Genomic DNA, 25,898 nt, shown 5'->3' with positions numbered 1-25,898 from the left:
CCAGTAATACAGATCGAGCATCGTCAGGTACGGAGAGCGACCGTCGGCATCAGGTCGTCCTGTTTGCGGTTGATGGCTTGCCAGTGGGAGGAGGTGATGCTGAAGTGCGGGAAATTCAATGGCCCGGCACGAGAAAAATCAGCATGGAGCTCAAGACCAACGCGGCGCTGATCATCATCGATCAACAAAAAGGCATCCTGCATCCCAGGCTGGGCCGCCGAAACAATCCTCAGGCCGAAGCGCGCATCCTGGAACTGCTGGGGCATTGGCGTCGAACCGGGCGGCCGGTGATTCACGTGCAGCACCTGTCCCGCTCAGAGGATTCAGTGTTCTGGCCGCAGCAATCGGGGGTGGAATTTCAAGAGCGTTTTCAGCCATCGATGGGTGAATGGCTGATTCAGAAACAGGTGCCGGATGCGTTTTGTTCGACGGGGCTGGAAGCACGTTTGCGCGAGGCGGGGATCGATCAGTTAATCATCGTTGGCGTGGCGACCCACAACTCGGTGGAATCCACGGCGCGAACGGCCGGGAATCTGGGGTTCGAAGCGTGGGTTGCCGAGGATGCGTGCTTTACCTTCGACAAGGCGGACTTTTTCGGCAATGCCCATTCAGCCGAGGAGGTGCATGCGATGTCGCTGGGTAATTTGCATGGCGAGTATGCGACGGTCGTCAGTACCGCGAAAATTCTGCAGGCCGACTAAAAAACCTGTGGGAGCGGGCTTGCCCGCGATGAGGATCTAACTGAAACAGTTGTATTGAATGTGCCGCCGTCATCGCGGGCAAGCCCGCTCCCACAGTAGATTGTGTCGTACGCGAAATCTGTGAACGACGATACCCCTGTGGGAGCGAGGCTTGCCCGCGATAGCGATTCAACAGGCGAAGATTATCTTCGCCCGAAGCATCAAGCGCCGTGGCACTTCTTGAATTTCTTGCCGTTGCCGCATGGGCAAGGGTCGTTGCGGCCGACGTCTTTCAGGGCGTTGCGCACCGGTTCCTGGTGGGCGTGGCCGCAGTTCGGGCCGTGGACATGGCCATGGTCGTGATCATGGTGATCGTGATGGTCATGATCGTGGTTGCAGTCAGGGCCATGGACATGAGGTTGCTGGGTCATCGGGCTTACTCCGGAATTAAATCGGCGGCGATTATCACGCCATTGCGTGCCAGGTGCACGTGGTGCGCGATGAATAAACCGGTTTTCATCTCACCTTCCAGCCGATAGGGGATTGGTTGGTCGGCTTTTTTCAGCAGTTTCACCAAGTCCCGGACTTTCGGCCACAGGTTGGTGCGGATCGGTACTTTAAAATAAGCGCTGCGTTTGGGGCCTACCGTAAACCAGCGTTCGTGCTCACCCTCGGCCAGCAATATATCCCCCAGGTGAATGCGATATTCCAGGGCACGCACCGTGAGGTCGCGATCGTTGGGATTATCGACGCGAAAATGCAGCAGGAATTTTTGCTCCAGCAGATTGGCCCGGATCACCTTGACCTTGACCAGATGCACCTGCGGGTCTGGCAGGTCGTCGCTGAACCACGACGCACAGCCACCGAGCCCCAGAAACAGGAACAGGGTGAACAGCTGTATTGCGCGCCGCCGGGTGTTCATGGTCGGTGTTTCTCCCTCGTAGCAGCTGTCGAGCTTGCGAGGCTGCTACAGGCGAACGTACAGGGATCACCTCAAGCGCCAAAGTAACTCGCGCAGCATTTCTTGAACTTCTGCCCGCTGGCGCACGGGCACGCGTCGTTACGTCCGGCCTTGAGTGACACGGTGGGGTCGATGAAGTACCAGTGGCCGGCGTTCTGTACGAATGACGAGCGTTCGCGATGGCTGTGTTCGCCGCTGCTGTCGTGCCAGCGAGCGGTAAAGGTGACGAAAGCGTGCTCCGGCTGACCGCCGAAAACTTCGGCGCTTTCGACCTCCAGGCCCAGCCAGGTGCTTTGGGCGCTCCAGTCGCTGATCGACTGACGATCCAGGCCGGCCTGTTGTGCGGGCAGAGTGGTCGCCACCAGATAGTCGATCAGCCCCAGTACATAGGCGCTGTAGCGCGACCGCATCAAGACTTCGGCGCTGGGGGCGGGATGGCCGGCATGGTAATGGCCACAGCAGGCATCGAGCGGCGTGCCGCTGCCGCAAGGGCAAATGGATGTACTCATTGCGTTACCACCAATATTTCCCGAAGTTTTCCGGATTGGCCCAGAAGCGTGAGTTGAGCCAGTCGGGCACCTGTTTATAGTCAAGCAGATCGTAGGTAAACAGCGTCAGTACTTGATCTTCACGCTGGAAGCGTTCGCTGGCTTGCAACGCCAGAGAGAAGAAGTCCGTCTCCTTCCAGCCGCAGGCGGGCAAGTCAGCCAGCACCGCAATGCGGCTGGCATTGAGGTTGCGTATCCCGCCGAGCAGATTCAGGCCGTCGCGCTTGGGCAAATGTTCGAGGCAATCGACCACCAGCGCCAGATCAAACCGTTGCGCCGCCAGGTCGGCGGGCAGTGGCCCAGGGGCCGCACAGGCGACGATGCTGTCCGGGTGCGCAAGTTTGAATGCCTCTAGCGCGGGGAATTCGCTGGCGCCAATCAGCAGCAGACGCGCCGGGGCATAACGATCAAGCAAGGCGGCCAACGCCTGCTGGGGTGTGCGCGAAGAAATACCTGCAATCATCGAAGATCCTCAATCAGAGCGCCAAGATTAGCCTGCCCCAACGTCCGGGCCTAGCGTCCCTTCTAGCGGGTTTAGGCAAAAAGCGCCGATCTTCCGCGAACACAGGATAAAACAGCAATGGCCTATTGCTGGCGGAGATTAAAAGTCGGGTCTTTACTCCTGGAATCGGTTTTAAGCCGATCCCTCAGGAGAAGAACTAGATGAGCATAATTCGGACAGCATTACCCTTGGTTCTGCTAACCAGTGTGTTGACTGGTTGCGCAGGTTTGCAGAAAACCGACTGGCCGTCCTGTGCGGCGGTCGGTGGCGTCATCGGTGCAGGGCTCGGCGCGACCGAAAGCTCGGCATGGGCGGGGTATGGCGCGCTGCTGGTTGGCGGCACGGCAGCCGCTTATTGCTGGGTGCATGGTGACGGCGACGAAGACGGCGACGGCGTACCGGACAGCCGCGACAAGTGCCCGGGTACGCCTCGAGGCGTGCAGGTCGATGCCAACGGCTGCCCTCCGCCCGCGCCTGCGCCGGTGGTCGAGGAGGTGGCAGTGGTCAAGGAAGAAGTCATCGTGATCCGTGATGTGCACTTCCAGTTCGACTCGGCCAAGCTCACGGCTGCCGATAAAGACGTACTCAACACCATTGCCACGCGCCTGAAACAGGAATCCTCCAGCGCCCAACTGACTGTCACCGGTCATACCGACAGCGTCGGCAGCGATGCCTACAACCAGAAACTGTCGGATAGACGCGCTCATTCAGTGGTGGAATACCTGATTGACCAAGGCGTGCCACGCAGCAGTTTCGTGTCTGTGACCGGTGCCGGTGAAAGCCAGCCGGTGGCCGATAACAAAACCGCTGACGGCCGTGCGATGAACCGCCGCACGGAAATCAAAATCAACCGCTAGGCCTCTCCCTTTGCGCGGCTTGTACAGTCGCGGATGCGGGTCTTTACTCCTGTGTGACCGGTATGGGCCGGTGACACAGGAGCATTCACAATGAGCGTTCTCACAAGGACTGTCTTACCGGTACTGCTGCTGGGCAGTCTTCTGACCGGTTGTGCAACTCGCAGCGATGGCACCGCCCCCCTCAATCAACGTACCTGGCCGATCTGCAGCGTCATGGGTGGACTGGTCGGCGGCGGTTTGGGCGCGATTGAAAGTAGTGCCTGGGCAGCGGGAGGAGCTGCGCTCGGGATCCTGACCGGTGGCCTGATCTGCTACGCCCAGGATGGCGATGAAGACGATGATGGCGTCTTCGATCGACGTGATCGCTGCCCCGACACGCCCGCCGATACGCCTGTCGAACATCACGGTTGCCCGCTGCCGCAATACCCGGCCAGCGTGAAGCCTGTTGAACCTCCAGTCTCCGAAGTCATCACCCTGAACGGCAACGTGTTGTTCGCGTACAACCAATCCGAGCTGATGCCGCAAGCGCGCAGTGAGCTGGATTCGCTGATGGCCAAACTGCAGAACGCCGATGTGGCGAGCATTAAAGTCATCGGTCATACCGACAGCCAGGGTTCGGACGCCTATAACCAGAAACTGTCGGAACGTCGTGCCAGCAGCGTCGCGGCTTACCTGTTGAGCCAGGGCGTCGCGCCCAACAAACTCACCAGCGAAGGCCGGGGCGAAAGCCAGCCAGTGGCCGAGAACAACACGGAAGAAGGACGGGCGCAAAACCGTCGCGTGGAGTTGCACATCAATCGCTGAGCCTTGTCATAGAGCTGTCGGACAACGATGCGGGTTGATCCGACGGCCCATCTGCGACCTTCGGGAAGAATTTTTTGTTGCCCTCTGGCTTATCCCGCCTGTAAGCCGTTACTGTGCGCGCAAAGAATAATTCTCAACGGGGGAGCGTATGAAGGTGTTTTGGGGGCTGGGGAAGTTGTTGACCCTGCTGTTCTGGTTGGTGTTGCTGGCCAATCTGCTCATGCCATTCGTTCATCCATTTAACCTGTTGATCAATTTTGCAGGCAGTGTGTTGGCCGGGCTTCATCTTCTGGAGCTGGTGTTCTGCAACCGCAGCCTCAAAGGTCGAGCCCACCCTTGGCGCGATCGCCTGAAGATTGTCTTTTTCGGCGTTTTCCACCTGCAAACCATTCCGGCCCCGGCCGCTTCGAAGGCCTCCCATGCGTAAACTCTGTCTGCTCGCTGCATTTATCAGCCCATTGGCCTGCGCACAGGTGGTGAGCGTCGAAACCAACTCGCTGATGCGCTTGCCCAACACCACCAGTACCCTGCAACTGGAACGGTTGGAAGTCGCCGATTACGGCACCTTGCTGATTCCTTCGAATGTGACCGAAGTCACGGTCGGTGAGTTGCACCTGGGACGGGATGCGCGGATCGCCATTGTGCCGAGCGCACAAGCTCTGGCATTGAAGATCAATCGTGCCGAATTGGCTGAAGGCAGCCAGATCACTGCACGGGGCGCGCCGGGGACATACCTCAAGGCCGCTCGCTCCGGGCGCAATCTGGATTTGCAGATCAAAGTATTGAACGCGCCTCAATTGTCGGTAGACGCTCGCGGTGGCGCGGGTGCTCCAGGTTTTGTCGGCCTCGATGGGGCTAATGGTCAGGCACCGGGTTGTACCTGGGGCCAGGCCGGTCGCGGCGCCGATGGCAGCAATGGCAGTGATGGCCAGCCGGGAGCGCCAGGCGCGCTGGTTCGGCTGCAAGTGCCGCGTGATTACCCCGCTGAGCAGATCAAGGTCGAGATTGCGGGCGGGGAAGGTGGTACCGCAGGGCTCGGTGGAAAACCAGGGGCGGGCGGCAAGGCCAAGGGCTGTTTCGTCTATAAAGCCGATGGCGGCAAAAGCGGCCGCCCCGGTATCGACGGCCAGCCAGGGCCTGCGGGAGTGGCGGGCTCAGTGACGATTCAGCGGTTGTAAACCCCTCAAGTGATCGTTCCCACGCTCTGCGTGGGAACGCAGCCCGTGACGCTCCGCGTCACTGGACGCGGAGCGTCCCTTGAGGCATTCCCACGCAGAGCGTGGGAACGATCACGGCCGCGCCGCCGCAATCGCCACCAGCACCAACCCGACCATCAGGTTAATCCCCACCAACCGGCGAATCTTCCCCAGCACCGCCGCACCCGTCGGCCAGTCCTGAGCGGCCACCGCCGTGCGCAGTTCCGGCAGCATCAACGCCTGGATTCGGATGAACAGCGCCGTCATCACCACATACAACCCCATCATCACCTGCACATACCGCGGCGCCGCTTCAAATCCGGCGAACTGCAGATGAATCATGCCCACACCGCTGATCGGCAAAAGCACCACTGCGATCCAGACCCAACGGAAAAAACCTTGAAACACTTCTACCCACAGCTTCAACCGGGCAGGGCCTTCGAGTGCCTTCATCGCCGCGGGGCGCAAGACCATCCAGGCGAAAAACATGCCGCCCACCCACACCAGGGCAGCGAGGACGTGCAGGGTATAAACGATGCCAAAAGGTGTCATTGAGGTACTCCGTTCTGCGCGGGATTGATTAGCGGGGTATGATAGCGGCCGATCCGAACCACTGAAAATTTATCCAGCATTTTTTGCGCCCCGACAACCAATGATCAGCATCGAACTCAAAACCACGATCCAGGGCGCCTATTCGCGTTTTCTCGAAGCCAAGAGCCTCAAGCCGCGCTACGGCCAACGCCTGATGATCGCCGAAATTGCCAAAGTCCTCGGTGACATCGACACCGACGACGAAGGCCGGCGCAGTGGCGACCCCGCGATTGTCGCGGTGGAAGCCGGCACCGGCACCGGCAAAACCGTGGCCTACAGCCTGGCGGCCATCCCTGCCGCGAAGGCCGCCGGCAAGCGTCTGGTGATCGCCACGGCCACCGTGGCCCTGCAAGAGCAGATCGTCTACAAGGATTTGCCCGACCTGATGCGCAACAGCGGGCTGAATTTCAGCTTCGCCCTGGCCAAGGGCCGCGGGCGCTACATGTGCCTGTCCAAGCTGGATATGTTGCTCCAGGAAGGTCACGCGCAGACTGCTACCGCGCAATTGTTCGAAGAAGAAGGCTTCAAGATCGAAGTCGATGAGGCCAGCCAGAAGCTGTTCACCAGCATGATCGAGAAGCTCGCCGGCAATAAGTGGGACGGCGATCGCGACAGTTGGTCCACCGCGCTGGAAGACGCCGATTGGGCGCGTCTGACCACCGATCACAGCCAGTGCACCAACCGTCATTGCCCGAATTTCGGCCAGTGCGCTTTCTACAAGGCCCGCGAAGGCATGGGCAAGGTCGACGTGATCGTCACCAACCACGACATGGTCCTGGCCGACCTGGCCCTGGGCGGTGGTGCGGTTCTGCCAGACCCGCGTGACACCATCTACGTGTTCGACGAAGGCCATCACCTGCCGGACAAGGCCATCGGTCACTTCGCGCATTACACGCGCCTGCGCTCCACTGCCGACTGGCTGGAAACCACTGCCAAGAACCTCACCAAATTACTCGCCCAGCACCCGTTGCCGGGGGATCTGGGCAAGTTGATCGAGCAGGTGCCGGAGCTGGCCCGGGAGATCAAGACCCAGCAGCAGTTCATGTTCAGCGCCTGCGAGCAAGTCGCCGAGTTCAAACCCGGCGAAGACGTCGAAGGCCGCGAGCGGCCACGTCACCGTTTCCTCGGCGGGGTGATTCCCGAACACATGCGCGAAATGGGCATTGAATTGAAGAAGGGCTTTGCCCGCCTGACCGATTTGTTTACCCGGCTCACCGAACTGCTCAAGGAAGGCATGGACGGCGAGGTCAATATCGGCATCGCCAGTAATCAGGCCGAAGAGTGGTATCCGCTGTTTGGCAGCCTGTTGTCGCGTTCTTCGGGCAACTGGGAGTTGTGGACCGCCTTCACCGTCGAAGACCCGGAAGACAACCCGCCCATGGCCCGTTGGTTGACCCTGGCCGAAAGCGGTTCGCTGTTCGACATCGAGGTCAATGCCAGCCCGATCCTCGCGGCGGACATGCTCCGGCGCAACCTGTGGAACGTGGCTTACGGGGCACTGGTGACCTCGGCGACCCTGACTGCCCTCGGCACCTTCGACCGCTTCCGCATGCGTGCGGGCCTGCCTAAAACCGCCGTGACCGCCGTGGTCCCGAGTCCGTTCCATCACGCCGACGCCGGCGTGCTGCGGGTGCCAGACCTCAAAGCCGACCCGCGTGATGCGCCGGCTCACACCGCAGCGATCATCCGCGACCTGCCGCAACTGGTAGAAGGTTCACGCGGCACCCTGGTGCTGTTCTCCTCTCGCAAACAGATGCAGGACGTGTTCGACGGCCTGGATCGCGACTGGCGCAAGCAAGTGTTCATTCAAGGCAACCTGTCGAAGCAGGAAACCCTGAACAAGCACAAGGCGCGGGTTGATGGCGGGGATTCCAGCGTGTTGTTCGGCCTGGCGAGTTTCGCCGAAGGCGTGGATTTGCCCGGTGCGTACTGCGAGCATGTGGTGATCGCCAAGATTCCGTTCTCGGTGCCCGACGATCCGGTCGAAGCGGCGCTGGCGGAATGGATCGAGGCCCGTGGCGGCAATCCGTTCATGGAAATCTCCGTGCCAGATGCCTCGCTGAAACTGGTCCAGGCCTGCGGTCGCTTGCTGCGGACCGAAGAAGACCGCGGCACCATCACTTTGCTCGACCGTCGTCTGGTCACGCAGCGCTACGGCAAAGCGATCCTCAATGCGTTGCCGCCATTTCGTCGTGAAATTTCCTGAAACGCCGGTGGGCAAATTGGCCCACCGCGTTGTCTACCTCACTGCCAATGCTTTTCCACTGGCCTATTGAAGGTCGTTAGGGAGAAACACGTTCCTATGATTCGCCGTTCGTTGCCCGCTGTTTTTGCCCTGATGTTCGCAGCCCCTTTGCTGGCGGCTCCTGCCGGTCAGCAGACGCTGTTCAATTTTGTGCGTCCCGCCGACGTGGTTCAGGTGGCGACCCAGGATGCCAGCCTGCCGCAGTCCAACGCCGAACAAACAGCCGAAGGCGAAGTGCTGCGCCGCGTGACCTTCAACCCGGCTGCGCGACCGACCTTGCGCCTGACGCCGCAGACCGGTGCCTGGGACTGGTCGCAGTCGGGCGTCATGAGCCTGCGGATCCAGAGCGCGATGAACTGGGCCGTGACCCTGAACGTAACCATCCAGAGTAACGACGGCAAAACCCTGGTCAGCCGCGTAGACCTGCCCGCCGGCCCGGCGCAAACCCTGTTGGTGCCACTGCAACCGAGTTCGCCTTTGAGCCAGGGCATGAAGGCCGGCCCGCCGATGCCGATCAACTACGAAGGCCAGCGTGTATTGCTGGCCAGCAGCGCCGGTGAGCTGGACCGCAGCCAAGTGGTGTCAGTGACCTTGTCGATGGATCAGCCCAAAGTCGCCCAAAGCATCCTGCTTGAGCGCTTCGGTGTGCAGGACGGCGAGGCTGTCACCAAGGCCGCTTATGGCGGCCTGGTGGACGCTTACGGCCAATCGACCCGGGCCAAATGGCCAGAGAAGGTCAGCAGCGACGAGCAACTGAAATCCGCCGCGGCCAAAGAACAGCAGCAACTGAAAACCTGGCTGGCCGAGCGCGAGAAGCAGTCCCTGGACAAGTTCGGCGGCTGGACCAACGGCCTGGCATTCAAGGCCAGCGGCTTTTTCCGCACCGAAAAACGTGACGGTCGCTGGTACCTGGTGACCCCGGAAGGGCATCCGTTCTATTCTCTCGGCGTCAACACGGTGACCCCGAACGTCAACCAGACCTACGTCGCCGGTCGCGAATGGATGTTCGAGTCGCTGCCCCAACCCGATGAGCCCCTTGCCAGCCACTACGGCGAAGGCGACAACCGTGGCGGCAATGGCGCCGATCAGGGCCGAGCCTACAACGCCGGGCGCTGGTACGATTTCTATGGCGCCAACCTGCAGCGCCTCTATGGCGAGCCTTGTGCACCGGGCAGCGACACCAAGGCCGGTGTCGCCGAAGCGGCCAAAGCCGATGCGGTCGAGGCGACGGCCGATAAGGCCGCCGCACCCTCAGCCGATCCTGTGGCAACCGAATCCGCGGCCGGGGTTGCCGAAGCGGCCAAGACCGGCGCCGTTGAAGCGTCAGTCGATAAGGCGGCCGAGCAAACGGCCACCGAACCCTGCAAAGCGGTTTTCGACGAAAAGCGTTGGGCCAGTCACACCCTCGATCGCCTGCAAGCCTGGGGGTTCAACACCCTCGGTAACTGGAGCGCCCCGGTGTTTGGCAATGCTGACCGGGTGCCATACACCTTGCCGCTGTCGATCGTCGGCGATTACGCCAGCATCAGCACCGGCACTGATTGGTGGGGCGGCATGCCCGATCCGTTCGATCCGCGTTTCGCCATGGCCACCGAGCGCGCCGTGGCCATCGCCGCCCGCGACCACCGCGACGATCCGTGGCTGATCGGTTACTTCGCCGACAACGAACTGGCCTGGGCCGGTCCCGGCGATGACCCGAAGGCCCGTTACGCGCTGGCCTACGGCACCTTGAAAATGACCACCGATGTGCCGGCCAAACGTGCCTTCCTCAAACAGCTGCGTGACAAGTACCGCAATCAGGCGGGGCTTTCCAAAGCCTGGGGCATCGATCTGCCGGCTTGGGAATTGATGGAAGACCCAGGCTTCGTTCCGCCGCAACCGAGTGCCGAGTACCCGGAAATCGAAGCCGACTTCAAATACTTCCAGAAAGTGTTCGCCGACACCTACTTCAAAACCGTCTCCGACTCGCTCAAGTGGCATGCGCCGAACCAGTTGTTACTGGGTGGCCGTTTTGCCGTCAGCACCCCGGAAGCCGTCGAGTCCTGTGCGCAATACTGCGACGTGCTGAGCTTCAATATGTACACCCTGCAACCCCAGGACGGTTACGACTTCGCCAGACTGCGCAGCCTGGACAAACCGGTGCTGATCACTGAATTCAATTTCGGTTCGACAGATCGCGGCCCGTTCTGGGGCGGCGTGACCCAACTGGCGAAAGAAGAAGACCGTGGCCCGGCCTACGCCAATTTCCTCAAACAGGCGATGAGCGAACCGTCGATTGTCGGGGTGCACTGGTTCCAGTACCTCGATCAACCGGTGACGGGTCGCCTGCTGGACGGCGAGAACGGTCACTTCGGCCTGGTGGGCATTACTGATCTGCCGTTCCAGGGCTTTGTCGACACGGTGCGCAAAAGCAATCTGCAGACCGTCGATCAACTTGGCAAAGCGGCCGAGAAGGCCAGGGCCGAGGCGGAAAAAGCCGCCGGGAACCAGGAAGGCGAGGGCGGCAAGCAAGGTGCCGGCGATGCGGGTGGGCATTCGAGTAATGGTCATTAATAGCTGAGACCGCCTGTGGCGAGGGGGCTTGCCCCCGTTGGGGCGCGAAGCGGCCCCCATGTTTTTACAGATACACCGCAAATTCAGGCTTTGCGACCGCTTCGCAGTCGAACGGGGGCGAGCCCCCTCGCCACAGGGATCGCACCATCGATATCTGAGGCATTCTCACGGGCGGGCGACCGCCCGGCCCGGCCCTGTTCCCAAAACCCTCAAGGGCTGGAACAATGCGGGCCACTTTATAGAGCGTTTATCCGGGAGCGTTGTGGGTGCAGATTCAGGGTCATTACGAGCTTAAGTTTGAAGCGGTGCGCGAAGCTTTTGCGGCGCTGTTCGACGATCCTCAGGAGCGTGGCGCGGCGTTGTGCATCCGCATTGGCGGGGAAACCGTTCTCGACCTCTGGGGCGGCACCGCCGACAAGGACGGCACCGAGGCCTGGCACAGCGACACCATTGCCAACCTGTTTTCCTGCACCAAGACCTTCACCGCCGTGACCGCGCTGCAACTGGTAGCCGAAGGCAAGCTGCAACTGGATGCTCCAGTCGCGCGCTACTGGCCCGAATTCGCTGCCGCCGGCAAAGAATCGGTGACGCTGCGCCACTTGCTCTGCCATCAGGCGGGCCTGCCTGCTCTGCGCGAATTGCTGCCGCCAGAAGCACTTTACGACTGGCAGACCATGGTCGATGCCCTGGCTGGCGAAGCGCCTTGGTGGACGCCGGGTCAAGGTCACGGTTATGCGGCGATCACCTATGGTTGGCTGGTCGGTGAATTGCTGCGTCGCGCTGACGGTCGTGGGCCGGGCGAGTCCATCGTGGCACGGGTCGCGAAGCCTTTGGGGCTGGATTTTCATGTTGGCCTCGCCGACAAAGAGTTCCATCGCGTGGCGCACATTGCCCGGAGCAAGGGCAACCTCGGCGATGCCGCGGCCCAGCGCTTGCTGCAAGTGACCCTGCGCGAGCCGACGGCCATGAGCACCCGGGCTTTCACTAACCCGCCGTCTATAATGACCAGTACCAACAAGCCGGAGTGGCGGCGCATGCAGCAGCCCGCCGCCAATGGCCATGGCAATGCCCGCAGCCTGGCCGGGTTCTACGCCGGTTTGCTCGACGGTAGCCTGCTGGAAAGCGAAATGCTCGAGGAACTGACCCGCGAACACAGCGTCGGCGAAGACAAGACTTTGCTGACCCGGACCCGCTTCGGCCTGGGTTGCATGCTCGATCAACCGGATGTACCCAACGCCACCTATGGCCTCGGCCCACGGGCGTTCGGTCACCCGGGCGCTGGCGGCTCCATCGGTTTTGCTGACCCGCACTATGATGTCGCCTTCGGCTTTGTGACAAATACCCTGGGGCCGTACGTCTTGATGGATCCACGAGCGCAAAAGCTGGTGCGAGTACTGGCCACTTGTCTGTAAATCACGCTTAAGGGGGCCAGGGCCGGAACCCGAAAGCCTTTGTGGTTTCAAAGCGCTGTTTATCCGGGCTAACCCGGTTTGATTTTTCATTACTTCATTTTGTGGATATCCGATGTCATCCAATAAAACGCTCGCCCTGGCCCTGTGCTTCGCTATCACCGGTTGCGCACAAACCCCACAAAATGATGCAGACGGTGGCAGCTGGTGGCCGTTTGGCTCTTCCGACAAGGTCGCGACCAAAGAACCGGCCCCGGCTCCGTTGAAACCTGCTGCAACAGCACCCGTCGCCAAAGCTGACAGTGCATCCCCTTGGTATTGGCCATTCGGTTCCGATGACGCTGCCGACAAAGTGGCCAAGCCGGACGTGAAACCGGACGTTAAACCTGAAGCCAAGCCGGTTGCTGTGGCCAAGGCTGAAGCCGATGCCGGTGGCAACTGGTGGTGGCCGTTTGGCGGCAAGGAGCAAAGCACCGCCAAGGCCGTGCCGATGCCCGACCCGAAAGTCACCCAGGCCTGGCTCGACGATTACGAACCGCGCCTGCGCGAGGCGATCAAGGACAGCAACCTGAAACTCGAGCGCCGCGAAAACGTGCTGGTCGTTACGGCGCCGGTAGAAGGCTCGTTCAACCCTGATCGTCCGTCCATGCTGCTGCCGGTAACCCTCGGCCCGTTCACCCGTGTCGCGAAAATCCTCGAAGTCGATCCAAAGACTGCCGTGCTGGTACTCGGTCACAGTGACACGACAGGCGCTGCACCGGCCAACGTGAAGCTGAGCCAGGAGCGCGCCCAAGCGGTGGCGGCGATCTTCCGTCTCAGCGGTCTGCAGCGTGATCGCCTGATGTTGCGTGGCATGGGTGGCGAGGCTCCACGTGCCGCCAATGACAGTTCTGAAGGGCGTGCCCTGAACCGTCGCGTCGAGCTGTTGGTGACGCCAGCAAACACCATGGTCGCGTTGCTGAGCAAGTACAACATGCCGGCTCCGGCACCGGTGAAAACCATGGTCGCTGCGCAAGACATCAAGCCAGTGACCAAGCCTGTGACCCCGGCGCCTGCTGCGAAGAAAGCGGCTGTGCCGGCGACGAAAAAGGCCCCGGCCAAGAAGCCGGCTGCCAAGGCGCCAGCCAAAAAAGCCGTGGTGAAAAAGACTGCGCCAGCCAAAGCGGCGGTCGACACCAAGAAAGTCGCTGTCGCCGATGACACAAAGAAGTGATTCGTTAATCAAAAGGAATGCGCCATGACCCGGCCCTTGGCAGATATGCGTCGCGACTACACCCGAGATGGCCTGACCGAGGCACAAGCCCCGGCTGAGCCGTTCGAACTGTTTCATCAATGGTTTGCCGACGCGGTGAACACCGAACAAGTGCCGGTGGAGGCGAATGCGATGACGCTGGCCACCGTCGATCAGCAGGGGCGGCCGCATTGCCGCATCCTGCTGCTCAAGGGCCTGGACGAGCAGGGCTTCACCTTTTTCACCAATTATGAAAGCGACAAGGGTCAGCAACTGGCGGCCAATCCATTTGCGGCCATGACGTTCTTCTGGCCGGCCCTGGAGCGCCAGGTGCGTATCGAAGGGCGGGTGGTGAAGGTCACGCCTGAAGAGTCCGACGCTTATTATCAGGTTCGTCCTCTGGGCAGCCGTCTCGGTGCCTGGGCCTCGCCACAGAGCCGGGTGATCGCCGATCGCGGTGAACTGGAAGCGCTGCTCAAGAACACCGAGCAACGTTTCAGCGATACTCAGCCTCACTGCCCCGAACACTGGGGCGGTTATCGTTTGCTACCCGAGCGCATCGAATTCTGGCAGGGCCGTCCGAGCCGTCTGCACGATCGCCTCAACTATCGCTTGCAAGGCACCGACTGGGTTCGTGAGCGTCTGGCACCGTAAATAGCCTACCGATCGGAATACCCTGCCGCAGCGGCCGCCAGCCACTGGGGCAGGTCCCGCCGCTTGATCTTCTGCGCTTGAGCGTTCGCCAGTTGCTGGAGCATGAAGGCTCTTTTCTGTTCGTCTTGCCCCGCCAGTGACAACGCCAGATCGCGGTCCATCCAGCGTTTGATCCGCACGTACAGCCACCAATGGAAGTACAAGCCGGCGACGGTCGTGACAACAATGATGAAGTAATCCATGAAAATCCTTGGGTCGATGGCGCAGATTTCGTATTTTGGCGCTACTGTATGCCGAGTTCGATAAAGCGCCTGTATCGGGCCTGAATGAAACCAATTTTATCCGGGCAATGCCGTGACAGGCGTCAAGCTGCGGAGTTTAATGGATACCTGTCCTATGGAGTTTGATGCTATGCGTAAGTCTGTTCTACTGGTTGCTTCTTTTTCCACGATGGCGATGTTGCTCACTGGCTGCCAATCGAGCCTGACCGGTGACTCCTACTCCCGTGACGAAGCGCGTCGTGTGCAGACGATTCGCATGGGCACCATCGAAGCGCTGCGTCCGGTGAAAATCGAAGGCACCAAAACCCCGATCGGCAGCGTCGCGGGCGCCGCCGTGGGTGGTGTCGGCGGTAGCTCCATCGGCGGCGGTCGCGGCAGCATCGTCGCAGCGGTCATCGGCGCTGTCGCCGGCGGCCTGATAGGCTCGGCTGCCGAAGAAGGCCTGACCCGTACGCAAGGTGTTGAAATCACCGTGCGCGAAGACGATGGCAGCATGCGCGCCTACGTGCAGGAAGTTCAGCCAAACGAAGTGTTCCGCGTGGGCGAGCGGGTGCGGATTGCCACGGTTGATGGCACCAGCCGCGTTACGCACTAAGCGGGAATGTAGGGTAAAAGAAACCCCGATCAGGTGACTGGTCGGGGTTTTTGTTATTGGGATTGTTTATGGATGGCGTGGGTACTGGCAGACGTCGCATGCAAGTCGTTTCGATAACTCGTTAGTCGTGTGATGTCAGAAATAATTCGAGATTTTTAGGCAGATCGAGTGAGCATGCTTTTTCTATACCGATGATTTGTTCGGTAAGGCGATAGTCAAGGCAGGGCGGTGTTCTTGCGACTCGCTGCCGCCGTCACCGCATAACCGATCAATGCCGCCAGTATCGAGCCGGTCAGAATTCCCATTCGATCCATCCCGGCGTATTCACTGGTGCCGGGCACGAAGGCCAGGGAGCCGACGAACAGGCTCATGGTGAACCCGATGCCGCAAAGGATCGCCACGCCCATGATCTGGCCCCAATTGGCGCCTTGGGGCAGGGTGGCGATGCCGATTTTTACCGCCAGCCACGTCAGGCCGTAGACACCGACGGTCTTGCCCAGCAGCAGGCCGACGGCGATGCCCATGGGTACGTCGTGGGTGAAGCTGTCGACGGTCACGCCGCTCAGGGACAGGCCGGCGTTGGCGAAGGCGAACAGCGGCAGGATGCCGTAGGCCACCCATGGATGCAGGGCATGTTCCAGGGACAGCAGCGGCGAAGGCTCGGCGTTTTTCGTGCGCAGTGGAATGCAGAAGGCCAGGGTCACGCCAGCCAGCGTGGCATGTACGCCACTCTTGAGCACGCAGATCCAGAGGATCAGCCCGATGATCATGTAAGGCCCAAGCTTGACCACGCCGAGACGATTCATCCCGATCAACGCTGCGATGCAGGCCGCGGCCAACGCGAGGGACAAGGTCGACGGTGCGCCGGAATAGAAGATCGCGATGATGATGATCGCGCCCAGGTCGTCGATGATCGCCAGGGTCATGAGGAACAGTTTCAGCGACACCGGCACGCGTTTGCCGAGCAAGGCCAGTACGCCGAGGGCGAAGGCGATATCGGTGGCGGTCGGAATGGCCCAGCCACTCAGGGCGGACGGATTGTCGCGGTTGAGGAACCAGTAGATCAGCGCCGGCACCACCATGCCGCCAATCGCCGCCGCGCCGGGCAGGACGATTTGCGAGGGCTTCGACAGCTGGCCGTCGAGGACTTCACGCTTCACTTCCAGGCCAATCAGCAGGAAGAACAGGGCCATCAAGCCATCGTTGATCCACAACAGCAGTGGCTTGGCGATTTTCAGCGCGCCGATCTGAGCCACCACGGGGGTGTCCAGCAGCCCGCTATAGAGCCATGACAGTGATGAGTTGTTGATGATCAGGGCGAGAGCGGCGGCGGCGATCAATAACAGACCGCTGGCAGCTTCCAACTGAAAGAAACGCGTGAACGTGCTACGCAGAGGCAAGGTCGCTCTCCATCGATGAATTCAAAAGGTGGCACACCCTAACCCGTACCGTTAGTTGTTAAAACAAAAGTTATATTCTTTTTTGTTATATACCGTTACAACGTGGGTGCTCAACAAAGGTCTGAGCCTAGCAGTTGCCAAACGTATTGGACCTCAGCTGTATCTGTGCATGATGTAGGTTCTTTCCTAAGCTTGTGGGCTGAGCCTTGCAACTAGGCCGACCCTGCCTGATTCAACGAGAAAACCATCATGAGCGACAACCGACAGTGGGCCCGCGAAGCCATCCGGATCATCGAAGCCGACTTCCAGCGCAGCGCCGATACCCACCTGATTCCCTTGCCGCTGCCGGGGTTGCCAGGCATTGAGTTGTACTTCAAGGACGAGTCGAGCCATCCCACTGGCAGCCTGAAACATCGGCTGGCGCGCTCGTTGTTTCTTTACGCTTTGTGTAACGGCTGGCTCAAACCCGGTGCGCCGGTGATCGAAGCGTCCAGCGGTTCGACAGCGATTTCCGAGGCGTACTTCGCTCGGTTGCTGGGTTTGCCGTTTATTGCGGTGATGCCTGCCAGCACGTCCAAGGAAAAGATCGCGCAGATCGCTTTCTACGGTGGCAACAGCCATCTGGTGGACGATCCGACGCAGATTTACGCCGAATCCGAACGCCTGGCGCGCGAACACGACGGGCACTTCATCGACCAGTTCACCTACGCCGAGCGTGCCACTGACTGGCGGGCGAACAACAACATTGCCGAATCGATCTTCCAGCAGATGCGTTTCGAGCGGCATCCGGAACCGAGCTGGCTGATTTCCAGCCCCGGCACCGGCGGCACCACCGCAACCCTCGGTCGTTACGTGCGCTATCGCCAGCACTGCACCCGCGTGCTGTGCGCCGATGCCGAGCGTTCAGTGTTCTTCGATTACTACCAGACTGGCGATGCCAGCTTGCGCCTGGATTGCGGGTCACGGATTGAAGGCATTGGTCGGCCGCGAGTGGAAGCGTCATTCCTGCCCAAAGTGATCGATGCGATGGTCAAAGTGCCGGACGCGTTGTCGCTGGCGGCCATGCATTACCTGGCGCAGCGTTTGGGTCGGCATGTGGGCGGATCAAGCGGCACCAACCTGATCGGCGCGTTGATGGCGGCGCAACAAATGAAAGCGGCGGGGGAGTCGGGCTCGATCGTGGCTATTTTGTGCGATGGCGGCGAGCGCTATGCCACCACCTATTACGATCAGGCCTGGCTCAAGGCCCAGGGGTATGAGTTGAGTGGCTTGATGGATGCCGTGGCGGCGAGTGTCGAGCGCGGCGAGCCGCTGCCCGCCAGCGTGTTGCGCGCAAACATCTGACACCAGACACCGCCCCCCGTAGGAGCGAGGCTTGCCCGCGAAGAACGATAATGCGGTCTTTCAGGAAGACCGCGTCAACTTCTTCGCGGGCAAGCCTCGCTCCTACAGGGGCGTGTGATCGTTCCTTAGGCTTCGAGGCCAAGAATGTCTCGGGCCACCGCTTCGGCAATCCGAATACCATCCACACCCGCCGACAGAATCCCGCCCGCATAACCCGCGCCTTCACCCGCCGGGAACAAGCCCTTCACGTTCAGGCTTTGCATCGACTCGTTACGGGTAATGCGCAGTGGCGATGAGGTACGCGTTTCGATCCCGGTCAATACGGCGTCGTGCAGCGAGTAGCCACGAATCTGCTTCTCGAACGCCGGCAAGGCTTCGCGAATCGCTTCGATGGCGAACGCCGGCAACGCCAGGGCCAAATCACCCAAGGCAACGCCCGGCTTGTAGGACGGCTCGACGCTGCCCAACTCGGTCGACGGTTTGCCGGCAATGAAGTCGCCAACCAATTGCGCTGGCGCTTCGTAATTGCTGCCGCCCAGTACAAAGGCGTGGGATTCCAGACGTTCCTGCAATTCGATGCCGGCCAGCGGGCCACCCGGGTAATCGACTTCCGGCGTAATCCCGACGACGATCCCGGAGTTGGCGTTGCGCTCGTTACGCGAGTACTGGCTCATGCCGTTGGTGACTACGCGGTTCGGCTCGGAGGTCGCCGCCACCACGGTGCCGCCCGGGCACATGCAGAAGCTGTAGACCGAACGACCGTTGCTGGCATGGTGCACCAGTTTGTAGTCGGCAGCGCCGAGTTTCGGGTGCCCGGCGTATTTGCCCAGGCGCGCGCGGTCGATCAGCGATTGCGGGTGCTCGATGCGGAAACCCACCGAGAACGGCTTGGCTTCCATGTACACGCCACGACCGTGGAGCATGCGGAAGGTGTCCCGGGCGCTGTGGCCGAGGGCCAGAATCACGTGTTTCGAATGGATCTGCTCGCCGCCGTTGAGCTCGACGCCGATCAGTTGGCCGTCCTCTATCAAGACGTCAGTGACGCGCTGCTGGAAGCGTACTTCACCGCCCATGGCGCGAATCTGCTCACGCATGTTTTCCACGACACCGGTCAGACGGAACGTACCGATGTGCGGTTTGCTGACGTAGAGGATTTCTTCCGGCGCGCCGGCCTTGACGAACTCGTGCAAGACTTTGCGACCGATGAATTTCGGGTCTTTGATCTGGCTGTAGAGCTTGCCGTCGGAGAACGTGCCCGCGCCGCCTTCGCCGAATTGCACGTTGGATTCGGGGTTGAGCACGCTTTTGCGCCACAGGCCCCAGGTGTCCTTGGTGCGCTGACGCACTTCGGTGCCACGTTCGAGAATGATCGGCTTGAAGCCCATTTGCGCCAGCAGCAAGCCGGCGAAGATTCCGCACGGGCCGAAACCCACGACGACAGGACGCTGCTCAAGATCAGCGGGCGCCTCGCCAATCACTTTGTAGCTGACATCCGGCGCCACGTTGACGTTACGGTCATCGGCGAATCTGTGCAGCACCGACGCCTCATCGCGAACGTTGAGGTCGATGGTGTAGATGAAGCACAGTTCGGAGGACTTTTTGCGCGCATCGTAGCTGCGCTTGAACAAGGTGAAATCGAGCAGGTCATCACTGGCGATGCCCAGGCGCTGCACAATGGCAGGGCGCAGGTCTTCTTCGGGATGGTCGATCGGCAGCTTGAGTTCGGTGATTCGTAACATGACGGGATCCGGTTCGCGGGGCGCACAACTGCGCCAAGGCGTTTGAAGCCCGCGATTATAAGCCTCAACGGACGATTCCCGTGAGGCAAAAACGATCAGTCGTTACGCGATCCGCCAAAATACCCGCAGCCGCGTTGCACCTGGCCATTGATGCGCAGCTCGGCGCTCATGTGCTGCACGCTGGCGGTGCTGGTGTCGACGCAACGTTGCGGCGCAACCCAGAGCTCGATGCGCTGGTTATTGGCTTCGGTGCTGAGGTTAAAGCGGCCATCGCCCAGTTGTTCTTCAACGTACGGCAGGGCCAGGGGCGGCTGACCGGCACGGTGGATGACCATGCCTTTGCCGCTGACTTTGACGCTCCATTCCGGGCCATGGCCGGCGGCGCGCAGCGTCAGCTGCTTGAAATCTGGAGCGTCGCACGCCGTGCCCGAGCGTTCGACGCGGTACAACTGCTCCAGATCCAGCTGGCCGCTGGCGGTGATCCGGCCGCGCACGTCGGCGAACAGCTTGCCCTGATCATCGGCCAGGCTTGCGGCTTCTTGCAGGACGCTGGTGCCACCCGTGTCGTTGACCACCAAACTGCGCTGCTCATTGCACGGCTGGAACAGCAACTTGCCGTCGGCCGCCGTCAACTGGCCCTGCAGGCGGGTCTGGCCCACATGGGAAGCACTTTCGCGCGGGCCATCCAGCCATTGGCAGGCGGCGAACAGCGGAAGCAGGGCAGCAAGCACTAAGGAACGGGCAATACGCATCTTTGAGTCTCCTGACAAGTGCCGCCACGTTACTCAGGCTGACCGCTCATCACAACCCTGCAATGCCCTCCCGTCCGAGAGGAGGTACGCCGGGCCTTTGCAGGAGCTGGCGAAGCCTGCGATCTCTTGATTTTGGCGGTTTAGCCGACGTGGTAGGTCTGGCCGGTCTGCAAGCCTTCCACGCTTTTGGCGTAGGCCAGCGCCACTTCAGCGGCGGGAACCGGTTTGAAACCACGGAAGTACGGGGCGTAGCTGCCCATGGCTTCGGCCAGCACATTCGGGCTGACCGAGTTGATGCGCAGACCGCGCGGCAGTTCGATTGCCGCTGCACGAACGAAACTGTCGAGGGCGCCGTTGACCAGAGAAGCCGAGCTGCCCGTACGGATCGGATCGTGGCTGAGGATGCCAGTGGTGAAGGTGAATGAGGCGCCGTCATTGGCGAATTCCCGGCCGATCAGCAGCAAGTTGACCTGGCCCATCAACTTGTCCCGCAAGCCAAGCTCGAAGTCCTGTTCGGTCATGGTCGCCAACGGCACGAAGTTGACGCTGCCTGCGGCGCAGATCAGCGCATCGAAATTGCCGGTCTGTTCGAACAGTTTGCGGATCGAGGCGCTGTCACTGATGTCGACCTGGAATTCACCGCTTTTACGGCCGATACGGACGATTTCGTGGCGCTGGGACAGTTCATGGTCAATGGCTGAACCGACGGTGCCAGAAGCGCCAATCAAAAGAATTTTCATCGTGCTGTACCTGAATGGGCTGGATTTAAATCTAAGTTTAGAGTGGTTTTTCCCCTTGATAAGCGGGCTAATAGGCAACCTTTGGTTTTCAAATGGAAACAATCCCCATGAGCGAAATGGACGACCTGGCGGCGTTTGCGGTGTTAATCGAAGCGGGCAGTTTCACGTTGGCCGCCCAGCAATTGGGTTGCAGCAAAGGGCAACTTTCCAAGCGCATCAGCCTGCTGGAAACGCGGTTTGCTGTGGTGTTGCTGCAACGCACCACGCGCCGCTTGAGCCTGACGGCGGCGGGTGCGGCGTTGTTGCCGCAAGCCCAGGCATTGGTGATTCAAGTCGAGCGAGCGCGTCAGGCGTTGGCAAGGTTGAAGGACGATATCGCTGGCCCTGTGCGGATGACGGTTCCGGTTTCGCTGGGGGAAACCTTCTTTGACGGCGCGCTACTGGAGTTTTCCCGGCAATACCCCCAGGTGCAGATCGAACTGGAGCTCAACAATAACTACCGCGACCTGTCCCGGGACGGTTTCGATCTGGCAATCCGCTCGGAAGTGGCCAACGACGAACGCCTGGTCGCCCGCCCGCTGTTGGCCTGGCACGAGATGACCTGCGCCAGCCCTGTGTACCTTGAACGATTCGGTGAACCCTTGACGCCTCCGGCACTGGCCGAACACCGCTGCCTGCTCAACAGCCATTACAGCGGTCGCGAAGAATGGCTCTATCACCAGCAACACGAGTTACTGCGGGTGCGAGTCTCGGGAACGTTTGCCAGTAACCATTACAACCTCTTGAAGAAAGCCGCGCTGGCGGATGCGGGCATCGCGCGTTTGCCGTCGTACCTGTTGCAAGAGGAGCTGGCTGACGGGCGATTGCGCTGGCTGCTGCGCGATTATCAGACTCGCAGCATGCCGATGTACCTGGTGCACCCGTATCAAGGCGGTTTGCCAAAACGTACTCAAGTGCTGGCAGATTATTTGACGGATTGGTTCAAGCGCAGTGGCGAGGCGTTGGCTCGGCTGTCGCGGTAACGGGCTAATGACAATCGGCGTCGGCAGCTCCTACAGGGAATCCATCCGGCAATGGTTCGCGGTTAGTGGGCGTAACGCTTGGCAATCAGATGATCAATCGACAGCTTGCCCGGTCCGGTCGCCATCAGGTACAGCAACACCGCTGCCCAAGTGCCGTGGGTAGGATAAGCATCGGGGTACACGAACAGTTGAATGGTCAGGGTCATACCCAATAGCGCCAACGCCGAAAACCGTGTGGCGAGGCCGATCAGGATCAGCACGGGAAAAAAATGCTCGGCGAAGGCTGCCAGGTGCGCCGCGAGTTCCGGGGAGAGCAGCGGCAGGCGATATTCGCTCTGGAACAACGGGATGGTCGAGTCCGCCAGCCTTGGTACGCCGAGTTGAAACGTGCCATCGACCAAGTCGATGGCCAGGCTTTCCACCTTGGTTTGTCCGGACTTCCAGAACACCGCGGCAATGGAAAAACGCGCGATAAAGGCAATCAGGCTGTGGGGGATTTTTTCCAGCCACTCGATGGCGCGGGCGATGGGATTTTGATGAAGGCTCATGGCGATACCTGGTGATGTAAATGGGTAATGACGTTGTGGCTGATCAACAGCGCCAGGGTTTGGCTGAGGTCGAAGGCGGGTGCTGTTTCCAGCGCTTGGGCCAGAGGCTGGCCGAGTCGCAGGTTCTGAATGAACGTGCTGGCGCCGTGGTCGATGGCGAAAACTTCAACCTCCAGGCCATTGCGCAACACCAGCGCATGTTGCCCATGGTCAATGTCAATCCCGGCCAGCGTCGCGTCGTCCTGTTGATGCGCGGCCCAGATCGCAACCACGGCAAAAGCTGAAGTCAACAGATTCAAGGAGGGATGAAACACGACCGTCAGTTCGCTCAGCGCCTGCGGGTCCGACAACGCGTCAGCGATTTGTGCATGGCTCAGGGGCTGCGCGTCGGCGGCGTGATAGGCCTGCACGCGCAACCGCTCCAGCCGCGCCATATCGGCCAGATACGGCACGCTGGCTGCCGGCTCAAAACTGTCAATGAACTCGGCGAAGTCCTTGCCGTAATCGTTGATAAGTGGGCCTTGAGGCGGGCAATGCTGCACATACAATCCCGCCATCGCCCGAAAGAACGCTTCGCCCACCAACTGCGAAACCACGGGGTAACTGTCAGCCAGGGCGTTGATCAGCGAGCTCTGCACATTGTTGCGATACACCGCGAAACGGCTGGCCGGATCGGCACCATTGGCGCTGAGCAAACCGTCAGGGCAGGGTTGTTGCGGATCGAGCAAGGCGGCGGCAAACGCAGCTTGAGTGCTCATGATCGGCTCCCCGCGCCATGCAGCCATTCATCGGCCTGGCGGGCTTCGGCATGCAGCACGCTGAAGGCCGGCAATTGGTTGTCGCGCTCGATCAACGTGGCAATCGGGCCAACCCGCTCCAGCACTTGCCGGTAGAGCGTCCACACCGCGTTATCGATGGGCGCGCCGTGATCGTCGATCAGCAGACGGTCGCCGAGGCTGTCGGTGTCTTCGGCAAACCCGGCCAGATGAATCTCTCCCACTGCGTCCAGCGGCAGTGCGTCGATGTAGGCCAGCGGATCCCTTTGGTGATTGATGCAGGAGACGTAGACGTTGTTGACGTCCAGCAGCAGGCCGCAGCCGGTACGGCGAATGACTTCGCTGATGAAGTCGGCTTCATCAATGGTCGAGCGCTGGAACGCCAGATACGTCGCCGGGTTCTCCAGCAGCATTGGCCGTTTGAGGAAGCTCTGCACCTGATCGATGTGCTCGCAGACGCGGTTCAGCGTCGGCGCGTCGTAGGCCAGGGGCAGCAGGTCATTGAGAAACACCGGGCCATGGCTGGACCAGGCCAGGTGTTCGGAAAAGGATTGGGGTTGATAGCGTTCGATCAGCGCGGCAAGCCTTTGCAGGTGCTGAAGATCCAGCGGACCTTCGGCACCAATGGACAGGCCAACGCCGTGCAACGACAGCGGATATCGCTCGCGGATCAACCCCAGAAAATGATGAAACGGGCCGCCGGCCACCATGTAGTTTTCGGCGTGGACTTCGAAGAAGCCAATGTCCGGTTGTGCACCGAGCACTTCACGAAAGTGCTCGGTCTTGAGCCCCAGCCCGGAGCGGGGCGGGAGCCCTGAAGATGAATGGTTCATGGTCGACGCTCAGGCTGGGCGTGGATTACGACTTGGCTTTGTAGGCTTCCAACTGGCCGAAACCGGTCGGCGAAGTTTTGCTCATCGTCGTGACGCAGGTGCCCTTGGGGACGTATTTCCAGGCATTGGCCTGATAGTCGGTCTTTGCCGTGCCGGCGCAAGTAGTACCAGCGCCTGCGGCGCAATCATTCTTGCCTTTCATGGCCACGCCGAAGCATTTTTCCATGTTGTCGTCAGCGGCATGGGCAGTGGACACAGCGGCGATGCTCAGGGCAGAACCGAGGGCCAGCACCAGGGCGGTGGCGGACAGGGTGCGGGTGGTAGCAGTCATGATGTTTCTCCGAAATTGAGCTTGGGTTGGCAAGCGTTTGTGCTTGCTTACTGCTCTAGAGAAACGACAGGACGATGCGTTACAGGCCACCCAAAAAATTTTTTGCCGATAAGGTCGTCAGGCAATGCTGAGTTTATTGACGCTGGTGATCTGACCATTCCAGATCATCTCGTAGTGGGCTGTTTGAGTGATCGATGAGAGAGGGCTGGGAGTCATCAATGCCCAGCAGTGGCTCCCTTGCATGCGCACGGAGTTGTACCGCAGACCAGGGATTCCGGCATCCTTGATGGCCTTTCCCAAGCGATGGGAGTGCGTGTAATCGACAGGATCGTAGATTGGATCGTCCATCGCGATGGACACGGCGTCCCGCATGGCTTCGTCAACGAAAATGCAGGATAACCCGCGGAAAACAAACCTCTCGTAATTGAGCCCCTGGACTTTCGACCAATACTGGTTCTGATGATGACGCACCTCGGCCAGTGCGGTGTCCATCGAAGCCGCCAGGTACAACACGCCGAAACTGCCATCGCTGAAGCGCGAACCTGCTGGGTTGATGTGGGTGAAAGGAGCGATTGCGTAAGAGCACCCGGGGATGCCGAAGGGAATTTGCGCACGCGGTATCAGCTCAAGCCGGCCGACTTCATTTTGCAGCCTCGGATTGGTGAGGGCCTGGATCTGATACAGCACCTCAAATTCGTCCGCATTTGCCACGTCGTCAAACAGTGCAATGGGCGGAAATTTCGAATTGATCAATCGGTAGGCCTGTAACTGTTCACCGGCCAATATGGCCAGCTGGCTCACCGTTACCATTGTGCGCCTCGCAGCATGTCGATCCGTCGAAACGTCTCGTACAGGGAAATCATATCGCCTTGGGACATGATTTCGAGGGGGCTACGCCCGTTGAAGAACTCGTTCTCGTTCGCCATTGCCGCAAAACCATAGACGTTTTCAGGGTTGTCGAAGACAAGGCGCAGGGTGGCATGGATGTTGAGAATAAAACTGATGCGCTGCATCTGGTCCGAATCCAGGCTGACGGACCAATCGGGATCGCGCTGCTTTGCCCGGGAGTAGGTACTGCGGGAAATGCGCAAGATACGACAGGCCTGATCGCTCGACGCTTGCCACTTTTCGAGTATGCCTACAGCCGCTCGCAAACCCGTCACGCACTGGTCTTTGCTGAGGGCTTGGGCCTGGGAGGTTGCTGTCATGGCGATCACTTGTATTGGTCTGTAGATTCAAATATATGAATAATGTATCTGTAGGGCAAGCTTGGATTGTGAATATGCAGCTCCTACGGGGATTTTCA

29 protein-coding genes are annotated in these 25,898 nt (G+C 60.3%); 13 read left to right on the top strand and 16 right to left on the bottom strand.

The genetic code is table 11. From position 1 onward, the window contains the following. The first annotated feature begins 143 nt into the window (after positions 1 to 143). On the top strand, positions 144 to 701 hold the full coding sequence (locus tag FHW68_RS10800; RefSeq protein WP_183680364.1) for a cysteine hydrolase family protein: 558 nt from the start codon (positions 144 to 146) through the stop codon (positions 699 to 701). Between the two features lie 200 nt (positions 702 to 901). On the opposite strand, the gene FHW68_RS10795 is transcribed toward FHW68_RS10800, so the two are convergent. The 4 genes from FHW68_RS10795 to FHW68_RS10780 all read right to left on the bottom strand — a co-directional run bounded on the left by FHW68_RS10795 (position 902) and on the right by FHW68_RS10780 (position 2,652). Further along, positions 902 to 1,111 (bottom strand): SEC-C metal-binding domain-containing protein, encoded by a 210-nt coding sequence (locus tag FHW68_RS10795; protein ID WP_007906737.1) that lies wholly within the window; start codon positions 1,109 to 1,111, stop codon positions 902 to 904. A gap of 5 nt (positions 1,112 to 1,116) precedes the next feature. Next, complete coding sequence (locus FHW68_RS10790; RefSeq protein ID WP_183680362.1) at positions 1,117 to 1,602, bottom strand: LEA type 2 family protein; 486 nt, start codon at positions 1,600 to 1,602, stop codon at positions 1,117 to 1,119. A gap of 71 nt (positions 1,603 to 1,673) precedes the next feature. After that, positions 1,674 to 2,150, bottom strand: a complete 477-nt coding sequence (locus FHW68_RS10785) for a YchJ family protein (protein WP_095632415.1) — start codon at positions 2,148 to 2,150, stop codon at positions 1,674 to 1,676. Between the two features lie 4 nt (positions 2,151 to 2,154). Continuing rightward, on the bottom strand, positions 2,155 to 2,652 hold the full coding sequence (locus FHW68_RS10780; RefSeq protein ID WP_095632414.1) for a DUF6231 family protein: 498 nt from the start codon (positions 2,650 to 2,652) through the stop codon (positions 2,155 to 2,157). A gap of 200 nt (positions 2,653 to 2,852) precedes the next feature. Between FHW68_RS10780 and FHW68_RS10775 the strand changes: the two genes are divergently transcribed. From FHW68_RS10775 to FHW68_RS10760, 4 genes are all read left to right on the top strand, one after another. After that, positions 2,853 to 3,548, top strand: coding sequence for an OmpA family protein (locus FHW68_RS10775; RefSeq protein ID WP_095632413.1), 696 nt, complete (start codon positions 2,853 to 2,855; stop codon positions 3,546 to 3,548). A 90-nt stretch (positions 3,549 to 3,638) separates the two neighbouring features. After that, positions 3,639 to 4,352 (top strand): OmpA family protein, encoded by a 714-nt coding sequence (locus FHW68_RS10770; RefSeq protein WP_183680360.1) that lies wholly within the window; start codon positions 3,639 to 3,641, stop codon positions 4,350 to 4,352. A gap of 148 nt (positions 4,353 to 4,500) precedes the next feature. Beyond that, positions 4,501 to 4,779 carry a DUF1145 domain-containing protein gene (locus FHW68_RS10765; RefSeq protein ID WP_095632411.1) on the top strand — a complete coding sequence of 93 codons (279 nt, stop codon included), beginning with the start codon at positions 4,501 to 4,503 and terminating at the stop codon, positions 4,777 to 4,779. Beyond that, positions 4,772 to 5,530, top strand: a complete 759-nt coding sequence (locus FHW68_RS10760; protein ID WP_183680358.1) for a collagen-like protein — start codon at positions 4,772 to 4,774, stop codon at positions 5,528 to 5,530. Before FHW68_RS10765 ends, FHW68_RS10760 begins: the two co-directional genes overlap by 8 nt. 111 nt (positions 5,531 to 5,641) lie before the next feature. On the opposite strand, the gene FHW68_RS10755 is transcribed toward FHW68_RS10760, so the two are convergent. Continuing rightward, complete coding sequence (locus FHW68_RS10755) at positions 5,642 to 6,100, bottom strand: CopD family protein (RefSeq protein ID WP_183680356.1); 459 nt, start codon at positions 6,098 to 6,100, stop codon at positions 5,642 to 5,644. A gap of 100 nt (positions 6,101 to 6,200) precedes the next feature. Here FHW68_RS10755 and dinG point away from each other — a divergent pair, with 100 nt between their 5' ends. From dinG to pdxH, 5 genes are all read left to right on the top strand, one after another. After that, positions 6,201 to 8,345 carry an ATP-dependent DNA helicase DinG gene (gene dinG / locus FHW68_RS10750; RefSeq protein WP_183680354.1) on the top strand — a complete coding sequence of 715 codons (2,145 nt, stop codon included), beginning with the start codon at positions 6,201 to 6,203 and terminating at the stop codon, positions 8,343 to 8,345. Positions 8,346 to 8,441: 96 nt separating this feature from the next. Beyond that, on the top strand, positions 8,442 to 10,937 hold the full coding sequence (locus FHW68_RS10745; RefSeq protein WP_183680352.1) for a beta-galactosidase: 2,496 nt from the start codon (positions 8,442 to 8,444) through the stop codon (positions 10,935 to 10,937). A gap of 266 nt (positions 10,938 to 11,203) precedes the next feature. Then, positions 11,204 to 12,349, top strand: a complete 1,146-nt coding sequence (locus FHW68_RS10740) for a serine hydrolase domain-containing protein (RefSeq protein ID WP_095632406.1) — start codon at positions 11,204 to 11,206, stop codon at positions 12,347 to 12,349. A gap of 112 nt (positions 12,350 to 12,461) precedes the next feature. After that, a complete protein-coding gene (locus FHW68_RS10735; protein WP_183680350.1) occupies positions 12,462 to 13,559 on the top strand; it encodes an OmpA family protein in 1,098 nt (365 codons plus the stop codon). Positions 13,560 to 13,583: 24 nt separating this feature from the next. Next, entirely contained in the window at positions 13,584 to 14,231 is a 648-nt protein-coding gene (gene pdxH / locus FHW68_RS10730) for a pyridoxamine 5'-phosphate oxidase (protein WP_095632404.1), read from the top strand. Positions 14,232 to 14,236: 5 nt separating this feature from the next. On the opposite strand, the gene FHW68_RS10725 is transcribed toward pdxH, so the two are convergent. Continuing rightward, positions 14,237 to 14,473, bottom strand: a complete 237-nt coding sequence (locus FHW68_RS10725; RefSeq protein ID WP_183680348.1) for a hypothetical protein — start codon at positions 14,471 to 14,473, stop codon at positions 14,237 to 14,239. 169 nt (positions 14,474 to 14,642) lie between these two features. On the opposite strand from FHW68_RS10725, the gene FHW68_RS10720 reads away from it, so the two are divergent. Next, on the top strand, positions 14,643 to 15,107 hold the full coding sequence (locus FHW68_RS10720; RefSeq protein WP_007906703.1) for a glycine zipper 2TM domain-containing protein: 465 nt from the start codon (positions 14,643 to 14,645) through the stop codon (positions 15,105 to 15,107). A 215-nt stretch (positions 15,108 to 15,322) separates the two neighbouring features. Here the strand turns inward: FHW68_RS10720 and nhaA are convergent, their stop codons facing one another. Next, positions 15,323 to 16,507, bottom strand: coding sequence for a Na+/H+ antiporter NhaA (gene nhaA / locus FHW68_RS10715; RefSeq protein ID WP_183680346.1), 1,185 nt, complete (start codon positions 16,505 to 16,507; stop codon positions 15,323 to 15,325). Positions 16,508 to 16,753: 246 nt separating this feature from the next. On the opposite strand from nhaA, the gene FHW68_RS10710 reads away from it, so the two are divergent. Next, on the top strand, positions 16,754 to 17,851 hold the full coding sequence (locus FHW68_RS10710; protein WP_183680485.1) for a PLP-dependent cysteine synthase family protein: 1,098 nt from the start codon (positions 16,754 to 16,756) through the stop codon (positions 17,849 to 17,851). A 125-nt stretch (positions 17,852 to 17,976) separates the two neighbouring features. On the opposite strand, the gene FHW68_RS10705 is transcribed toward FHW68_RS10710, so the two are convergent. From FHW68_RS10705 to FHW68_RS10695, 3 genes are all read right to left on the bottom strand, one after another. Further along, positions 17,977 to 19,590 (bottom strand): NAD(P)/FAD-dependent oxidoreductase, encoded by a 1,614-nt coding sequence (locus tag FHW68_RS10705; RefSeq protein ID WP_183680343.1) that lies wholly within the window; start codon positions 19,588 to 19,590, stop codon positions 17,977 to 17,979. A 95-nt stretch (positions 19,591 to 19,685) separates the two neighbouring features. Beyond that, on the bottom strand, positions 19,686 to 20,342 hold the full coding sequence (locus FHW68_RS10700; RefSeq protein WP_183680341.1) for a COG3650 family protein: 657 nt from the start codon (positions 20,340 to 20,342) through the stop codon (positions 19,686 to 19,688). Between the two features lie 140 nt (positions 20,343 to 20,482). Continuing rightward, entirely contained in the window at positions 20,483 to 21,082 is a 600-nt protein-coding gene (locus FHW68_RS10695; protein WP_095632396.1) for a short chain dehydrogenase, read from the bottom strand. Positions 21,083 to 21,189: 107 nt separating this feature from the next. Here FHW68_RS10695 and FHW68_RS10690 point away from each other — a divergent pair, with 107 nt between their 5' ends. Continuing rightward, entirely contained in the window at positions 21,190 to 22,104 is a 915-nt protein-coding gene (locus tag FHW68_RS10690) for a LysR family transcriptional regulator (protein ID WP_095632395.1), read from the top strand. 62 nt (positions 22,105 to 22,166) lie between these two features. Here FHW68_RS10690 and FHW68_RS10685 read toward each other — a convergent pair whose 3' ends face one another. The 6 genes from FHW68_RS10685 to FHW68_RS10660 form a co-directional block, all read right to left on the bottom strand. Beyond that, complete coding sequence (locus FHW68_RS10685) at positions 22,167 to 22,652, bottom strand: DoxX family protein (protein WP_183680339.1); 486 nt, start codon at positions 22,650 to 22,652, stop codon at positions 22,167 to 22,169. After that, positions 22,649 to 23,410: a DUF2063 domain-containing protein gene (locus tag FHW68_RS10680; RefSeq protein ID WP_095632393.1), complete on the bottom strand. Its 762-nt coding sequence runs from the start codon at positions 23,408 to 23,410 to the stop codon at positions 22,649 to 22,651. Before FHW68_RS10680 ends, FHW68_RS10685 begins: the two co-directional genes overlap by 4 nt. Then, the gene (locus FHW68_RS10675) at positions 23,407 to 24,261 is read right to left on the bottom strand and encodes a DUF692 domain-containing protein (protein ID WP_095632392.1); all 855 of its coding nucleotides are present in this window, start codon (positions 24,259 to 24,261) and stop codon (positions 23,407 to 23,409) included. The genes FHW68_RS10680 and FHW68_RS10675 overlap by 4 nt, the downstream gene beginning before the upstream one ends. Positions 24,262 to 24,286: 25 nt before the next feature. Next, positions 24,287 to 24,592, bottom strand: coding sequence for a DUF2282 domain-containing protein (locus FHW68_RS10670; protein ID WP_095632391.1), 306 nt, complete (start codon positions 24,590 to 24,592; stop codon positions 24,287 to 24,289). A 117-nt stretch (positions 24,593 to 24,709) separates the two neighbouring features. After that, complete coding sequence (locus FHW68_RS10665) at positions 24,710 to 25,402, bottom strand: RES family NAD+ phosphorylase (protein WP_183680337.1); 693 nt, start codon at positions 25,400 to 25,402, stop codon at positions 24,710 to 24,712. Then, entirely contained in the window at positions 25,396 to 25,800 is a 405-nt protein-coding gene (locus tag FHW68_RS10660; RefSeq protein WP_183680335.1) for an antitoxin Xre-like helix-turn-helix domain-containing protein, read from the bottom strand. Before FHW68_RS10660 ends, FHW68_RS10665 begins: the two co-directional genes overlap by 7 nt. Positions 25,801 to 25,898: the final 98 nt, after the last annotated feature.

It is taken from the genome of Pseudomonas sp. Tn43 (genome assembly GCF_014192635.1).
In the GTDB taxonomy this organism is placed as follows: domain Bacteria; phylum Pseudomonadota; class Gammaproteobacteria; order Pseudomonadales; family Pseudomonadaceae; genus Aquipseudomonas.
The sequence above is the reverse complement of the archived record's forward strand: the minus strand, read 5'-3'. Positions and strand labels throughout refer to the sequence as shown.

What these genes read in the sequence shown, in the direction of transcription:
- FHW68_RS10765 (WP_095632411.1), top strand. Translation starts at nt 4,501, where the DNA reads ATGAAGGTGTTTTGGGGGCTGGGGAAGTTGTTGACCCTGCTGTTCTGG.
- pdxH (WP_095632404.1), top strand. Translation starts at nt 13,584, where the DNA reads ATGACCCGGCCCTTGGCAGATATGCGTCGCGACTACACCCGAGATGGC.
- FHW68_RS10760 (WP_183680358.1), top strand. Translation starts at nt 4,772, where the DNA reads ATGCGTAAACTCTGTCTGCTCGCTGCATTTATCAGCCCATTGGCCTGC.
- FHW68_RS10745 (WP_183680352.1), top strand. Translation starts at nt 8,442, where the DNA reads ATGATTCGCCGTTCGTTGCCCGCTGTTTTTGCCCTGATGTTCGCAGCC.
- FHW68_RS10725 (WP_183680348.1), bottom strand. Translation starts at nt 14,473, where the DNA reads ATGGATTACTTCATCATTGTTGTCACGACCGTCGCCGGCTTGTACTTC.
- FHW68_RS10660 (WP_183680335.1), bottom strand. Translation starts at nt 25,800, where the DNA reads ATGACAGCAACCTCCCAGGCCCAAGCCCTCAGCAAAGACCAGTGCGTG.
- FHW68_RS10685 (WP_183680339.1), bottom strand. Translation starts at nt 22,652, where the DNA reads ATGAGCCTTCATCAAAATCCCATCGCCCGCGCCATCGAGTGGCTGGAA.
- FHW68_RS10790 (WP_183680362.1), bottom strand. Translation starts at nt 1,602, where the DNA reads ATGAACACCCGGCGGCGCGCAATACAGCTGTTCACCCTGTTCCTGTTT.
- FHW68_RS10665 (WP_183680337.1), bottom strand. Translation starts at nt 25,402, where the DNA reads ATGGTAACGGTGAGCCAGCTGGCCATATTGGCCGGTGAACAGTTACAG.
- FHW68_RS10670 (WP_095632391.1), bottom strand. Translation starts at nt 24,592, where the DNA reads ATGACTGCTACCACCCGCACCCTGTCCGCCACCGCCCTGGTGCTGGCC.
- FHW68_RS10705 (WP_183680343.1), bottom strand. Translation starts at nt 19,590, where the DNA reads ATGTTACGAATCACCGAACTCAAGCTGCCGATCGACCATCCCGAAGAA.
- FHW68_RS10800 (WP_183680364.1), top strand. Translation starts at nt 144, where the DNA reads ATGGAGCTCAAGACCAACGCGGCGCTGATCATCATCGATCAACAAAAA.
- FHW68_RS10795 (WP_007906737.1), bottom strand. Translation starts at nt 1,111, where the DNA reads ATGACCCAGCAACCTCATGTCCATGGCCCTGACTGCAACCACGATCAT.
- FHW68_RS10785 (WP_095632415.1), bottom strand. Translation starts at nt 2,150, where the DNA reads ATGAGTACATCCATTTGCCCTTGCGGCAGCGGCACGCCGCTCGATGCC.
- FHW68_RS10735 (WP_183680350.1), top strand. Translation starts at nt 12,462, where the DNA reads ATGTCATCCAATAAAACGCTCGCCCTGGCCCTGTGCTTCGCTATCACC.
- FHW68_RS10700 (WP_183680341.1), bottom strand. Translation starts at nt 20,342, where the DNA reads ATGCGTATTGCCCGTTCCTTAGTGCTTGCTGCCCTGCTTCCGCTGTTC.
- FHW68_RS10675 (WP_095632392.1), bottom strand. Translation starts at nt 24,261, where the DNA reads ATGAACCATTCATCTTCAGGGCTCCCGCCCCGCTCCGGGCTGGGGCTC.
- FHW68_RS10780 (WP_095632414.1), bottom strand. Translation starts at nt 2,652, where the DNA reads ATGATTGCAGGTATTTCTTCGCGCACACCCCAGCAGGCGTTGGCCGCC.
- dinG (WP_183680354.1), top strand. Translation starts at nt 6,201, where the DNA reads ATGATCAGCATCGAACTCAAAACCACGATCCAGGGCGCCTATTCGCGT.
- FHW68_RS10695 (WP_095632396.1), bottom strand. Translation starts at nt 21,082, where the DNA reads ATGAAAATTCTTTTGATTGGCGCTTCTGGCACCGTCGGTTCAGCCATT.
- FHW68_RS10720 (WP_007906703.1), top strand. Translation starts at nt 14,643, where the DNA reads ATGCGTAAGTCTGTTCTACTGGTTGCTTCTTTTTCCACGATGGCGATG.
- FHW68_RS10770 (WP_183680360.1), top strand. Translation starts at nt 3,639, where the DNA reads ATGAGCGTTCTCACAAGGACTGTCTTACCGGTACTGCTGCTGGGCAGT.
- FHW68_RS10690 (WP_095632395.1), top strand. Translation starts at nt 21,190, where the DNA reads ATGAGCGAAATGGACGACCTGGCGGCGTTTGCGGTGTTAATCGAAGCG.
- FHW68_RS10680 (WP_095632393.1), bottom strand. Translation starts at nt 23,410, where the DNA reads ATGAGCACTCAAGCTGCGTTTGCCGCCGCCTTGCTCGATCCGCAACAA.
- FHW68_RS10755 (WP_183680356.1), bottom strand. Translation starts at nt 6,100, where the DNA reads ATGACACCTTTTGGCATCGTTTATACCCTGCACGTCCTCGCTGCCCTG.
- FHW68_RS10775 (WP_095632413.1), top strand. Translation starts at nt 2,853, where the DNA reads ATGAGCATAATTCGGACAGCATTACCCTTGGTTCTGCTAACCAGTGTG.